Raw genomic sequence first — 13,823 nt, forward strand, 5'->3', positions numbered from 1 at the left:
GGCAAGCCGGATCAGTTGAAAAATACAAAGCGAGATGCGCGTGACAAACTCTATCACGTTCCGTGATACAACCTGTCACGCACATTCCGCTAAGCCCCGTTAACCGAAGAATACGGGGCGCTTTCAAGCCTCAAACGATGCGATGGACCCAGCCGTGCACATCGTTTGTACGCCCCCCCTGAATATCCGTCAGAAGGGTCTTGAGCTTCGTCGCCACCGGCCCTGGCGTCTTGCCATCGCCGAAAACGGCTTCCCCGGAAGGTCGGATCAGCTTGCCGATCGGCGAAAGCACGGCCGCCGTACCACAGGCAAACGCTTCCGTGTACTTTCCGGACGCCGCACCCGCGAACAGTTCATCGATCTCCACTGGTTCCTGAAGCACTTCGATACCGTGATCCGCAGCCAGCTTGACCAGACTGTCGCGCGTAATGCCACGAAGAATGGTGCCACCAAGTGGAGGCGTAACGATCTTGCCGTCATTCCGGACGAACATAACGTTCATGCCGCCCATTTCCTCGACGAAGCGACGCTCACGTGCGTCCAGGAACAGAACCTGGTCGCAGCCCTTTTCCTTGGCTTCGGCCTGAGCCACCAGACTGCCGGCATAGTTACCGCCACACTTGGCTTCGCCCGTCCCGCCGATCGCAGCGCGCGTGTAGAATTCAGACACCCAGACGGACACGCAGCCGGAACTGAAATACGCACCGACCGGACACGCAATCACGATGAACAGATATTCCGTCGCCGGCTTCACACCGAGGAAGACTTCATTGGAAATCATGAACGGGCGCAGGTAGAGGCTCTGCCCCTCGCCCGATGGTACCCAGTCCCGATCGACACGAACCAGTTCGTCCACCGCCTGAATAAACAGGTCTTCCGGCAGGGGAGCCATTCCCATTCGCTTTGCTGACGCTGCAAAACGCGATGCATTGGCCTGCGGGCGGAACGTCGCCACGTGGCCATCCGCTTCCCGATAGGCTTTCATGCCCTCGAAGATTTCCTGACCATAATGCAGCACCGTGGAAGCTGGATCGATACTGAGAGGGCGACGAGCCGTCACCTTGGCATCATGCCAGCCTTTTTCTTCGGTGTAGCGAATGATCGCCATATGATCGGTGAAGACACGCCCGAAAGCAGGACTAGCCAAAAGCTCCGCACGACGTGCGGGATCAGTCGGAGTGTCGGTTTTCTCAATGGTAAATGTCGTCATGGAAAAGAACTTCCGCAAACTGCTCTGATAAACGTGCGGGGCACTCTGCCACAGGAGTTCCGGAGAGGCGATAGGGAAATATTATTTCCAAATCACACCGATAACAGACATTAAAGTTTAAGGATCAGATATGAAAAAACCCTGGCCACAGAGTGGCCAGGGCTTCTCCAAAGCTTCGAAAAGCTGAAAAAATCAGCGCTTCGAGAACTGGAAGGAACGACGTGCCTTCGCACGGCCGTACTTCTTACGCTCAACAATACGGCTGTCACGCGTCAGGAAGCCAGCAGCCTTCAGGATGCCACGCAGGCTCGGCTCGTAATGCGTCAGTGCACGGGAGATACCGTGACGAACTGCACCAGCCTGACCGGACAGACCGCCACCAGCAACCGTGCAGTACACGTCGAACTGGTTGTAACGATCAGCAATCAGGAACGGCTGCGTCAGGAGCATACGCAGAACCGGGCGGGCGAAATACGTCGTGACCGGACGGCCGTTGACGATGATGTCACCCTTGCCAGGCTTGATCCATACGCGGGCCACGGCGTCCTTACGACGACCGGTTGCGTAGGAACGGCCCTGTGCGTCACGCTTTACTTCGTGAACCGGGGCGGCATTGGTGGCAACTGCAGGAGCAACGCTCGCAAGGTCCTGCAGCGTGCCGGTGCGCTCTTGGGTCTCGGACATGGTCAGGCCTTACGACTCGTGTGAGATGGTGTTCTTGCGGTTCAGGGCAGCCACGTCCAGCTTGACAGGCTTCTGGCCGTCATGCGGGTGCTCGGAACCAGCGTAAACATAAAGATGCTTCATCTGAGCGCGCTGCAGCGGACCACGTGTGATCATGCGCTCGACAGCCTTCTCGACAACGTGGCCCGGGTTCTTGCCCGTGAGACGCTGCGTGATGGTGCGCTCCTTGATGCCACCCGGATGACCCGTGTGGTAGTGGAACAGCTTCTGGCCAACCTTGTTACCCGTCAGCACAACCTTTTCTGCGTTGATGACAACAATGTTGTCACCGCAGTCGACGTGCGGGGTGAACTGTGGCTTGTGCTTGCCGCGGAGACGGGTAGCGATGATGGTGGCGAGACGGCCGAGAACGAGCCCTTCGGCGTCGATCAGCACCCAGTTCTTCGTCACCTCCGCCGGCTTCAGCGAACGTGTGGTCTTCATCAGTGACATTCCAGCTTGGGGCGCGGCAGTACCGCGCCGTGGATGGCGCTCTCAGCAGCGATGGCTTGTCCCGAAGGAAGACCATTGCCCCTGAAAGCGGATCAGGTGCGGCCTTATTGCGGTCCTGAGCCTTTCCGTCAAGTGATCTTTTTGAATCGTGATAGATGATTCGGCGCGGTTTACCGCCATTTTTCTTAATGTGGTATTATAATACCGCGTTTTTCATACCTCCGGATTTGCCCCAGACGCACGGAGTGGTATCGTGCCGCCACTTTTCGGGACCGTGACGTCCTGTCTCCAGTGCTGACGAAAAACGGGAAAAACAACGTGAAACGCCCTTGGCTCACAGCGAGCCTGCTCGCGGTCATCGCAGGAATGAGCGCCATTGGTATCAACCATGCCGCCACCGTCGCGCTCGATCGCGGAATTTCGCGGTTCCGCGCCGCCCTTCCCGCTGGTGCAACCCTCACCTATGCCTCTGCCCGCCCCGCTATCCTGGCCCGCGGAGCGCTCCTGACAGACGTGGTTCTACAGAATGGGAACCTGACATTCCGCGCCCATACCCTGCGCTTGGGTCATCCCATCCCGACTCCGGATGGTGGTCTGACCCTGTCACATCTGGATATGGAAGATCCGACCTTTCAGACCCCCAACAGCATCATTCGCGCTCACAGTGCACACATGACACATCTTGTCACACCCCCACCTACGGCTGGCAAAAGCGGAATTGAGGCGCTGGATTTCGGTCACGTCAATCTGGACCGCGGCACCATCGATCATCTATCCGTCCAGAACCTGTCACAGGTTGTTCAGCCCAACGGGACTCATTTCAACAGTCTGACAATCGATAGTCTTCAGATTGACGGCTACGGCCCTGGTCGAACGACAACCGCCACAATTCAGAATGTCATGGCGATTGTGTCCCGCACGGGCCTGCAGGCAGATCGCACCTCGCACATGGTGTCAATGCAGATGGCACTGCGGAACTTCAAACTTACACAGCCTGAACTTTCTGCCTGGGTCGCTACTCAGCAAACCGGCAATACCGCGCTATCCTACGCCGTGCCGCCAATTGAGAGTCTGCAACTCTCCAATGCCCAAATTATCTCTTCCGACCGCTCTTTCACCCTCGATACCCTGACAGGCAAAGGGACGCGAAAGAATGGTACGGACAGCAGCACTTTCGAGGGCCAAGGATTTCATTTCCATGCCCCGCAGACAAAAACACCTCTCCATATTGATGGACAGCACTCCACCCTGACCTACACTCAGGAGCGTGTAGCCGAGACTGGCGCGATCCATGCGCAGGGCCTTCTGGCAGTCCCTGACCTGACGGACTTTCATTTCACCATGGACCTGACGGGGCCGTCCGATCAGCAACTCAAAGCCAAATCGTCTCAGAACCTTCAAGACACAGTCCGACTGGTTCAAACATCTCTGACACTCCACGGCGATCGCCTCGTTCAGCTTCTTCCCGCTGTAAATGCTGGCCATCCACTGAATTCCACCGAAGAGGATCAGGCCCGCACTACGCTGGCGCAGGGTATGGAAATGGCTTTGTCGCCGTATCCGTCTCTTGCCGTCCTGCCCGACTACGTCGCCAATCCCAACAACCGGACGCTCTCCATCGTTTTTGCGCCGAAGCCTCCCATGCCTCTCTCCACACTTTCCACATTGGCATCGACACCTGTGGGCGTCCTGTCTCTGCTTGCCCCCGATAGCCTGACAGTCAGCGCACAATGACACAGTCCGCTAGCGAAACAGCCAATATTTGCGTCATTGGAGCCAGTGGCCGCTCAGGCGCTGCTCTCTGCCGCGCACTGATTAAGAACGGACAACGGGTCATTGCGATCGTTCGCAGCCCAGGCAAGCTCGCACCTGACCTGGCTGAGGCCTGCGCTGCTGTCCGTCAGGCAGACCTGACTGATCCCATTGCCCTGCCGATCGCCCTTGAAAATGCAGCCGTTGTAGTCAACACGGCACATGCACGGCATCTGCCCGCCATTCTTGCTGCAACCCATGCGCCCATTGTGGCTTTGGGCAGTACCCGCAAGTTCACACGCTGGCTTGATGACCATGGTCGAGGCGTCCTGGCTGGGGAGGCCGCATTGCAAGCCGATGGACGCCCTTCCATCCTGCTGCACCCGACCATGATTTATGGCGCGCAGGGTGAAGACAATGTGCAGCGTCTTGCCCTTCTTCTGGAACGCCTGCCGATCATTCCCCTGCCGGGTGGAGGTCGCTCTCTCGTTCAGCCCATCAATCAGCAGGATGTTACACGCTGCGTTATTGCTGCGATCAATCTACTTCTTGCAGGCAAAGTCAGCGGCCCGGAAAGCCTCGTCATCGCAGGACCGACCGCAGTGCCTTACAGGACGTTCGTGCGGATGATCCTATACTTTTCCGGTCTTGGAGGGCGTCCAGTCATCTCCCTTCCCGGATGGCTTCTGATGGCAGCATCGCACGTGATGCGACGCCTCCCGAAATTGCCCAAAGTGGCACCCGCAGAAGTACGACGACTGCTGGAAGACAAGAATTTCGACATCACTCCCATGCGTACTCGACTGGGGATCAATCCCATTCCACTTGAAGCCGGATTGCAGCAGCTTTTGTCTGCCCGCCCTTCAAACCCGACCTGAGCAGAACAAAGATTTTCATCTTCTGAAACATTGACGGCTCGATCCATGAGGTTTTCATAGTCCCCATACGGGCCATGCCCGAAAAGGGGGACACCTCAAATGAAAACGACGTTTCTGTCATCGGGCATGTTTCTGTCCTTTGTCGGCTTTGCGCTCTTCTCAATCAGCGATGCCTGCTCCAAAGGTCTGGCAGGCCAGCTCGATCCTTTTGAAGTGGCTTTTTCGGGGGGCGTACTGGGGTTTTTGATCCTGCCCTTCATCCGACGGTCCCACGAACCCTACTCGGATATTTTTGCAACTGACCGCCCCTCCATGTGGCTGTTGCGCGCTGTTTCCACCTTTGTTTCGACGGCCGCCAGCGTCATGGCTTTCATGCTTCTGCCCATGCCAGAAGCTTTGGCGCTCATGTTTCTGATGCCATTCTTCGTCACCCTGATTTCTGTCGGGCTTCTCAAAGAAAAGGTCTCGGGCTGGACGTGGCTTTCCGTAGTCGTCGGATTTCTGGGGGTTTTGATTGTCCTGCGCCCCGGTGCCCGGGCATTTCATTTCGGGCACTTGTGCGCCGTTATTGCGGCGGCGGCAAACGCCACCAGCGTCATTGCTTATCGACTGGCAGGCAACAATAGCGCCCGACTGTCTTTATTCGGATCAAGCCTGTTTGGTCCCCTGACCGGCGACGGGCTTCTGATGCTGATGCACGCCAGTTGGCCACATGGTGCTGCGACCTGGGCCCTTCTGTTTGGATACGGTTTTCTGGCAGCTCTCGGGCAGCTTTTCATGATGATGGCGACGGCCCTCGCTCCCGCCAATCGCGTTGCCCTACCTCAATACAGCCAGATGCTCTGGGCCGTAGCGTTCAGCTACCTGCTTTTCCATCAACCGCTAGATACTTGGACGTTTGTTGGGATCGTTGTCGTCACACTCTCAGGAATGCTGCACTGGATCCGACAGAAACTCAGATACGAACGGATGGCTCTGGAAGAGCATTGGCACCGCCATCACACCCTCGAGCAACAACCGGCGAAACCATAAAAACCATGAGCAGTAACAGGAAATAAGGCGACTACTCATCACTCCAGCGCCATTTCCATCCTCCCTCAGTTTTCACGGAACATATCCAGAGCAATCCGATGACAGTCGCCAGATCCACAAAGACGGATAGAACCATAATCGGAACGCTCTTGGCCCCCATCATGAACAAATTCGTCAGACTGATAATTCCGATGGACGCCATGACTGTGACACGTCCTTCCCAGGTAATAGGCCGCCCGGCACCATAGCCATATCGCTTTGCTGCGAACCACGGTCTTTCCATGACAGGGTTCCCTCTTCAAAACTCCTGCATAGAAAATTGCGATACCGAAACGAAGCTGGTCAAAACAAATCCGTCCTGCCAGAGATTCTGTAACCAGGCATCATTCAGGAACAGGTCACCAATAGGGCTTTGATAAAAGATTTTCGTCGAGACTTCGCAATGATATCCATACGCCACCACCTCAAAAAGAATACTTCAAGATACCTCGAAGATAGTCTGTGCCGATCCAAAAGCTCGTTCGTAACCTGTCCATCTCACTCTCAATGTCTACCGGATTAGCAGAGTACCCAAGCACTCAGGCTCTTCTTGTTTCTCCCACCGTTCTGAAGCTTACAGTTCATGTACCTTTGTCGTGATGACAGAGTGAGAATGAGAGATTGCACAATAGAGGTCGCTAAAGGTTGCCGATCAATAGAAGCATCAGTGGACCATTCAGTATCCACCCCGAGACCAGCAGCTCCATATCAGCGCCCTGAAGGACCTTAGTAGATTGCAAATTGCTGAAATGGCCGCGTTTCAACACCTCAGGTGTCCGCACGATGTCTCTGCGGCGTCCTGTCGTGGATCCTGTGGGCCTACCAACATCAAACCAACGGTCTTTGGGAATGATGAAGCAAACGCAATATGTGCGTCCACGAAGGGTCAAATGGCGCATGGTCAGAAGCCCTTGGAATGATCCAAAAGGCATGACGCTCGACCCATGACGCAGCGTTAGAACCCAGAAGAGTTCCCGAGAGCTAACTCATTGATTTTATTCTGGAGAAGATTGCTGGGGCGAATGACGGGGATCGAACCCGCGACAACCGGTACCACAAACCGGCGCTCTACCGACTGAGCTACATCCGCCACACAGCGATGCGTTCTTTAGAGAAAGCCGAAGCAGGCGTCCAGCCCTTTCTGGAACTTTTCTACAAATTTTTCAGTTCAGATGACGGGTACACCACCCGTGACAGCAATATTCGCGCCTGAGACATAACTTGCCTCATTGCTTGCCAGAAAAACATAGGCCGCTGCAAGTTCCGCGGGCTGACCGGGACGCTTCATCGGGCCATCCGCACCAAAATTCCGGACATGCTCACCGTCCATTGTTGCCGGGATCAGGGGCGTCCAGATCGGGCCCGGTGCAACCGTGTTGGACCTGATGCCCTTTTCGGCCAGCAATTCTGCCAGACCGCCACTGAAATTCAGAATGGCACTTTTCGTCGCCGAATAGGCAAGAAGTTTCGGCTTTGGCCGATCAGCATTAACCGAGACAGTGTGGATTAGAGCTCCACCTTCAGGCATATGCGGCACAACAAGGCGAGACAGCCGAAAAACGGCACCTGAGTTGGTATCGAACGTCAGATCCCATTCATCTTCGCTAACCTCCTCCAAAGAGTTTCGCTCGATCTGAAACGCTGCGTTATTCACCAGAACATTGACCTTTCCGAACTCCGCAACGGTTTTATCGACGATTTCCTTGCAGACGAACCGTTCCTTGATGTCACCGGGTAGAAGAAGAGCCTTACGGCCAGCCCTCTCAACCCAGGATGCCGTTTCGCGGGCGTCGTCCGTTTCCTCTGGCAGAAATGACAGCGCAACGTCCGCACCTTCACGCGCAAACGCAATCGCTACAGCACGACCAATACCGGAGTCACCACCTGTAATAATCGCCACTTTCCCGCGCAGCTTTCCACTACCAACGTAGCTCTGTTCTCCATGGTCCGGCTTGGGCGTCATCTGGGACGTTTGCCCGGGAATGCGGTCCTGCAAAGGGGTGTCGAACGGGGGTTTGGGATAGTTACTCATGGAACACTCCATATATGATCAGTAAGACGCCAACGTCCTGACCGCTCGGAGTGTTCAATCCTCTTCTGGCATCTTTTGGCAGAAACGCTTCATTCAGAAAGCAAGTCGCGTTACACTGCATGTCTCATTGCCGCGCCGGGCCCGAATACGTCGCAACCCTTTTGACCCTGCACCCTTGAAGGACTGACATGACACCCGCTCTCTACCGCCACCAGTGGGGCCAGAACCCGCTGCGTGAGGTTCTGGCCGGCATGGTCGGCACGTTTGCCCTCATTCCAGAAGTTATTGCCTTTTCCTATATTGCCGGGGTTTCTCCGGCTGTTTCCCTGTTCGCCTCTTTCGTGATTTCAGTGTCGATCGCGATCTTCGGGGGCAGACCGGGCATGATTTCGGGAGCCGCGGGTTCGGTCGCTCTGGTCGCGGCCCCTCTGGTGCATGCCCACGGCCTTCAGGCCATGATCCTCGCAACCCTGATCGCCGGCGCCCTGCAAATTGTCTTTGGCCTGCTACGGCTACAGGCCGTCATGCGCTTCGTCTCGGCAGAAGTGCGGACCGGGTTCGTCAACGCGCTGGCCATCATGATTTTCTCTGCTCAGGTGCCGCAGATGCTTGGAGTGGGCTGGGAAACATACGCCCTGATCGCTCTGGGCCTGGTTGTTATTTATCTGCTCCCGAAAATCTCGGATGCCATTCCCTCCCCCCTGATCTGTATCGTCCTGCTGACGGCCATCACGATGATACATCCGATGCCTGTTCACACCGTGTCGGATCTCGGGGAATTGCCAACCGGCCTCCCTCACCTGACATTCCCTCATGTCAGCTTCGACTGGGCGACGCTTTCAGTCGTTCTTCCGTATGCCGTCGCCATGGCAGCGGTCGGGTTGCTTGAGTCCATGATGACCGCTTCTGTCGTCGATGATCTGACAGATACGCATGGCAACCAGCGTATGGAATGCACGGGTCTCGGCATTTCCAATATTCTCGTTGGTGCTTTTGGCGGCATCGCAGGCTGCGGCATGATTGGCCAGACGGTTGGCAATCTGCGCTATGGTGGTCGCGGGCGTCTTTCGACCTTCACTGCCGGCGCGTTCCTGCTGGCCCTGATGGTTCTGCTGCATCGCTGGGTCGGTCAGGTGCCCATGGCAGCCCTTGTTGCCATCATGATCATGGTGTCCATCAGCACGTTCTCGTGGAACAGCCTGCGTGACATGGTTCGTCAGCCGAAACTCTCGACCCTGATCATGCTGGTGACAGTCATTGTTGTCGTCCTGACTCATGACCTCGCGGCTGGCGTTCTGGCTGGTGTTCTGCTGTCAGGCGTGTTCTTCGCCTGGAGAGCCGCAGGACTTCTGACGGTCAGCAGTCATCGTGAAGGATCCGCCGAAACCTATACGGTTACGGGCCAGGTTTTCTTCGCATCAGCAGATGGCCTGTACGATGCAATTGATTATCTGACGGATGCGGAGACTGTTATCCTCGATCTGACACATGCCCGTTTCTGGGATGTCACGTCCGTGCAGGTTCTCGAAAAGACGTTGGAGAAGCTGCGAGGCCATGGTCGAACTGTGGAAGTTATTGGCTTGAAGCAGGACCAGCACAGCATCATTGCCTCCCAGTCAGACAACGCCCTGCTCGCAATGTAATCCTGCTGACAGGACCCATCGCATCTAAAGCGGAAGCGGGGTAAAATATTAACCCCGCGACCGTCAGAGGAAATCACTTCCGGATGCTACGCTTTCTGAGTGCCTGCCTTCTGCCCGGCTGTCTGCTTGTCGCAGGACTGCTTCCTTCCGCAACAGCACGCCCGAGTGCATCGGTTTCTCCGACTGATGCTGCCGCCCCCCTGCCCGCTGCCGCTCAGGCCCTTATCAAACGCTATAAAATGCAGCGCGTACCCGTAGAGGGTGGATGGTTTGCACAGTTGCAGCGGACGGCCGAAACCATTCCGGGGTCAGCTCTTCCTGAGCGCTATGATGGAATTACACATCCCCTCTCGACGGCCATCCTGTTCGTCGAGACGCGGCGAGATTTCTCCGCTCTTCACAAACTCAAGACAGCAGAAGTCTGGCACTTCTATTCAGGAGATCCCGTTCATCTCCTTCTGCTTCATCCGGACGGCATTGCAGAAGAAATCGTGCTGGATCGTGACCATCCCGCCTATGTCGTGCCCGAAAATGTCTGGCAGGGTTCAGCTCCGGTTGGGCCGGGCGGCTGGTCGTTTGTGGGAACAACAATGGCTCCCGGATTTATTCCGGAAGATTTTCATCCTGGCGAACGCAAGGCCCTCAGTCAGCGTTACCCCGCATTCCGCAAACAGATTACTGCCCTGACCCGTACGAAGGACCAACCTCGATGAACATCAGGCCCGGCATTCTAGCGCTCCTGTTTGCACCCAGCCTCGCTGCGGCTCAGGTTGTACACCCCGCACATGTTCCTGCCATTTACCCTGCCCCGGGAAGCACACTGCAGGAGTTCGTAGGTATCGGCTCCGTCCTGCTTTCTACCCACCAGAGCATTGCCCTGTTCACTCTGGCACCCGGAACAGCCTACCCTGAAAGCTATAACAGGACATCTGAAGAGATCTATCTCATCCATGCTGGTAAGGGCACTGTCTGGCTGGGCTCGGACACGTCTTCCGTTCAGGCCGGCGATATCGTCCGCATCAGCCCCCGCCTCAAACACCATATTGCCGCTGCCGCTGATTCAACTCTCAGTTTTTACGCTATTTCAGCACCCCCATTTACGGCAAATGACTATATCCAAACCCAAAGCCATTAATTTTCACCGTGGCAAAATAATCAATTTCCTTCAGAAAATTTCATGGCTCTGATTGTGCCTCAGTATTAAAAACCCTTAGCTGACCGGGCGATAAAACAGGTGAGACGATTGAGCCGTCACCCCGTGCCCAGTTTTCCATACAATCTTTAATGTTACGGTAATCGAGCCTCCATACTCCGGATGAACGGAAACTGTATTAAAGCCTTATGCAGCTACCCGCCCCTTCATCCGAAGCGCAGCCTTTACCGCGCAAGCATACCCGCGATCATCGCGTAGATGCGTTACGGGGAGCTGCATTGCTGATGATGCTGGCAGATCATGTGCCGGATAACCTCATCAACCGCATTACGATCCGGAATTTTGGCTTCGCTGACGCTGCCGAAATTTTCGTGCTGCTCGCTGGATATGCGTCTTATCTGGCCTATGGCCGGCTTATTGATCGGGAAGGCTGGAGCAGCGGCGTTAGACGCATTCTCTCCCGCTGCGCCAAGCTATATATCTATCAAACAGCCATGACGCTTGTCTTTGTCTGGACGGTCCGACACTGGCGCCACTACGAGCCCGTACCGGAATATATTCTCGAGCCGCAACTGGCTCACGGCTATGGATGGCTCTGGCGCATCCTGACATTTGATGCGCTGCCCAGCTATCTGAATATTTTGCCGCTCTACATCGTTCTTTTGGCGCTGTTTCCGCTAATTTATGCCGTTCTCAAGAAGAGCGTCTGGCTTCTGCTGGGGGTCAGTGCAGCGATCTGGGCCGTCGCGAATATTGATCCGCGCATTACCATTCCAAACTGGCTGGATCCGAATGGTTGGTATCTCAATCCGTTTGGCTGGCAGTTTCTCTATATTCTGGGCATTTTGGGTGCAGTCTGGGCCTCACGCCATCATGGCGACCTTCCCGCACGAACCTGGGCCAGAATGCTTTGCGGCGGCTACCTGATCGGCGCATTCATCCTGTGTTTTCCATACGAATACTGGCATCTTGGCGGCCTGAAACTGTTCCCCGCGCCCCCGAACAATGGCAAATCAACCCTCGCCGTCTGGCGGTTGTTTGACATCATGTCGATCTTTTATCTTGTTCAGTCATCCAGCATGTTGCGGCGCTTTTCCGCAGATCGACTGGGACAGGTTCTGGCTCTTCTGGGTCGAAACTCGCTGGAAGTGTTCTCGTTCGGGACGGTTCTCGACCTGCTGGGGCGACTGATCCTTGGCAGTTTTGGCACAGGCCTTGGACTTCAGATCATCATCAATGTTCTGGGGCTGATTCTGACATTTGTTCTGGCTGTCCCGCTGGACCGCTCCCGCCAGAGAGCGAAAGCGGCCCGAGCCAGTGCAGCTCTTCAGACGGCGACCGTACGTCCCGGATAACTGATCTCGAACCGTTCCCGATCCATGGGAAACAGACGCACAGACACATCCATTCCGTTTTCATGGTCCAACCGTTCCACAACTTCACCATGCTGGTAGAGCCACGCAAGGGCCGCGCCATCCTGAAGTGAAAGCTGGACACGAATATCCAGCATGGCCTGCGTTAGATACTGGTCCAGTGTCTCGAAAAGATCCGGAATGCCATCGCCGGTGATGGCCGAGATAGCAACCGCATTTTCCCGCTTCGGTACGGCTTCAACGCCACCCATCAGATCGGCTTTGTTCAGAACCTCGATCGTTCGCTCCGGCCACTGGGCATCCAGCATGCCATCCCGCACCATGCCGTCGAGAACATTCAGAACGTCTGCCCGCTGTGCCACGCTGTCCGGATGAGCAATGTCACGTACATGCAGAATAACGTCCGCTTGGGATACTTCTTCAAGCGTCGCCCGGAAGGCAGCAATCAGCTCAGTCGGCAGGTCACTGATGAAGCCCACCGTATCGGACAGAATGACATTCCGGCCTGAGGGCAGACGAAGGGCACGCATGGTCGGATCAAGCGTCGCAAAAAGCTGATCCTGAGCATGAACCGAAGCGCCAGTCAGGGCATTGAACAGCGTTGATTTACCCGCATTCGTATAACCTACCAGAGCCACAATCGGGAAAGGAACACGCTTGCGGGCATCACGATGCAGGCCACGCGTCCGACGCACCTGCTCCAGCTCTTTCTTGATCTTGCCAATCCGCTCGGCAAGCATCCGGCGATCCGCTTCCATCTGGGTTTCACCCGGACCACCAAGGAAGCCGAAACCACCGCGCTGCCGCTCAAGATGGGTCCACAGGCGGACAAGACGTGAACGCTGATATTCCAGATGTGCCAGTTCAACCTGAAGCACACCTTCCCGCGTCGCCGCACGGGCACCGAAAATATCGAGAATAAGGCCGGTCCGATCCATAACCTTGCAGCCGAGGGCCTTTTCAAGGTTACGCTGCTGGCCCGGAGAGAGGCGCGCATCAATGATGACAACATCAACCTGATCGAGCTTCACCGCCTCGGCAAGCTGTTCCACCTGGCCGCTTCCGAGGAGCGTTGCAGGGCGTCTGGCCCGCAGCAGGATTGCGGCCTGACGGACAATGACAAGTCCGATGGAGGCAGCAAGACCAACCGCCTCTTCCAGTCGGGCATCGGCAGCCCGGATGTCTTCCTGTGGCCCTGTCTTTTCCCATGGAAGAATAACAGCAGCACGGGTGGCAGGCTTCTTGGTATCAAATCCGCTCAAAGTTCATTTTCCGTAAAGCGTGGGAGCGCTCCCACCGGCATGATTGTACTGATGGCATGCTTGTAAATGAGCTGAACGTGCCCATCACGGCGCAGAAGCAGGGTGTGGCTATCAAACTGGGACACAACCCCCTGAAGCTTCACGCCATTGACCAGAAACACCGTAACCGGCGCTTCTGCCTGACGAAGATGCTGGAGAAAAATCTCCTGCACGGTCTGCGTTCCGGCGGGGGAATTGGAAGGTTCTGACGTCACTGTGCTGTTGTCTCGCCGG

Annotated in this window: 14 protein-coding genes and 1 tRNA gene; 7 read left to right on the forward strand and 8 right to left on the reverse strand. The window is 56.0% G+C overall.

Annotated features, from left to right (window positions below; translation table 11 throughout):
* Window positions 1-130 precede the first annotated feature (130 nt).
* The 3 genes from GFR01_RS13940 to rplM form a co-directional block, all read right to left on the reverse strand.
* Window positions 131-1,210 (reverse strand): branched-chain amino acid aminotransferase, encoded by a 1,080-nt coding sequence (locus GFR01_RS13940; protein WP_063905215.1) that lies wholly within the window; start codon window positions 1,208-1,210, stop codon window positions 131-133.
* 192 nt (window positions 1,211-1,402) lie between these two features.
* The gene (gene rpsI, locus GFR01_RS13945) at window positions 1,403-1,894 is read right to left on the reverse strand and encodes a 30S ribosomal protein S9 (protein WP_010502298.1); all 492 of its coding nucleotides are present in this window, start codon (window positions 1,892-1,894) and stop codon (window positions 1,403-1,405) included.
* Window positions 1,895-1,903: 9 nt separating this feature from the next.
* Window positions 1,904-2,377 (reverse strand): 50S ribosomal protein L13, encoded by a 474-nt coding sequence (rplM, locus tag GFR01_RS13950; protein WP_010502300.1) that lies wholly within the window; start codon window positions 2,375-2,377, stop codon window positions 1,904-1,906.
* Window positions 2,378-2,704: 327 nt separating this feature from the next.
* Between rplM and GFR01_RS13955 the strand changes: the two genes are divergently transcribed.
* The 3 genes from GFR01_RS13955 to GFR01_RS13965 all read left to right on the forward strand — a co-directional run bounded on the left by GFR01_RS13955 (window position 2,705) and on the right by GFR01_RS13965 (window position 6,048).
* Window positions 2,705-4,120, forward strand: coding sequence for a hypothetical protein (locus GFR01_RS13955; protein WP_244902302.1), 1,416 nt, complete (start codon window positions 2,705-2,707; stop codon window positions 4,118-4,120).
* Window positions 4,117-5,016, forward strand: coding sequence for an NAD(P)H-binding protein (locus GFR01_RS13960; protein ID WP_099182924.1), 900 nt, complete (start codon window positions 4,117-4,119; stop codon window positions 5,014-5,016). Before GFR01_RS13955 ends, GFR01_RS13960 begins: the two co-directional genes overlap by 4 nt.
* Window positions 5,017-5,115: 99 nt before the next feature.
* Entirely contained in the window at window positions 5,116-6,048 is a 933-nt protein-coding gene (locus GFR01_RS13965; RefSeq protein ID WP_099182925.1) for a DMT family transporter, read from the forward strand.
* Window positions 6,049-6,079: 31 nt separating this feature from the next.
* On the opposite strand, the gene GFR01_RS13970 is transcribed toward GFR01_RS13965, so the two are convergent.
* From GFR01_RS13970 to GFR01_RS13980, 3 genes are all read right to left on the reverse strand, one after another.
* A complete protein-coding gene (locus GFR01_RS13970; protein ID WP_063905211.1) occupies window positions 6,080-6,331 on the reverse strand; it encodes a hypothetical protein in 252 nt (83 codons plus the stop codon).
* A gap of 770 nt (window positions 6,332-7,101) precedes the next feature.
* Window positions 7,102-7,177 (reverse strand) — tRNA-His (locus GFR01_RS13975).
* Window positions 7,178-7,255: 78 nt separating this feature from the next.
* Window positions 7,256-8,119 carry an SDR family oxidoreductase gene (locus GFR01_RS13980; protein ID WP_099182926.1) on the reverse strand — a complete coding sequence of 288 codons (864 nt, stop codon included), beginning with the start codon at window positions 8,117-8,119 and terminating at the stop codon, window positions 7,256-7,258.
* A gap of 188 nt (window positions 8,120-8,307) precedes the next feature.
* Between GFR01_RS13980 and GFR01_RS13985 the strand changes: the two genes are divergently transcribed.
* The 4 genes from GFR01_RS13985 to GFR01_RS14000 all read left to right on the forward strand — a co-directional run bounded on the left by GFR01_RS13985 (window position 8,308) and on the right by GFR01_RS14000 (window position 12,270).
* Entirely contained in the window at window positions 8,308-9,762 is a 1,455-nt protein-coding gene (locus tag GFR01_RS13985; protein WP_099182927.1) for a SulP family inorganic anion transporter, read from the forward strand.
* A gap of 83 nt (window positions 9,763-9,845) precedes the next feature.
* Entirely contained in the window at window positions 9,846-10,475 is a 630-nt protein-coding gene (locus tag GFR01_RS13990; RefSeq protein ID WP_099182928.1) for a cupin domain-containing protein, read from the forward strand.
* Window positions 10,472-10,897: a cupin domain-containing protein gene (locus GFR01_RS13995; RefSeq protein ID WP_099182929.1), complete on the forward strand. Its 426-nt coding sequence runs from the start codon at window positions 10,472-10,474 to the stop codon at window positions 10,895-10,897. Before GFR01_RS13990 ends, GFR01_RS13995 begins: the two co-directional genes overlap by 4 nt.
* A 206-nt stretch (window positions 10,898-11,103) precedes the next feature.
* Window positions 11,104-12,270, forward strand: coding sequence for an OpgC family protein (locus GFR01_RS14000; protein ID WP_099182930.1), 1,167 nt, complete (start codon window positions 11,104-11,106; stop codon window positions 12,268-12,270).
* Here the strand turns inward: GFR01_RS14000 and hflX are convergent.
* Both hflX and hfq read right to left on the reverse strand, forming a co-directional pair.
* A complete protein-coding gene (gene hflX, locus GFR01_RS14005) occupies window positions 12,243-13,550 on the reverse strand; it encodes a GTPase HflX (RefSeq protein WP_063905202.1) in 1,308 nt (435 codons plus the stop codon). The two genes, GFR01_RS14000 and hflX, sit on opposite strands and share 28 nt — an antisense overlap.
* Entirely contained in the window at window positions 13,547-13,804 is a 258-nt protein-coding gene (gene hfq, locus GFR01_RS14010) for an RNA chaperone Hfq (RefSeq protein ID WP_099182931.1), read from the reverse strand. The genes hflX and hfq overlap by 4 nt, the downstream gene beginning before the upstream one ends.
* Window positions 13,805-13,823 lie beyond the last annotated feature (19 nt).

This window comes from Gluconobacter frateurii (assembly GCF_002723955.1).
Classification (GTDB): domain Bacteria; phylum Pseudomonadota; class Alphaproteobacteria; order Acetobacterales; family Acetobacteraceae; genus Gluconobacter; species Gluconobacter frateurii.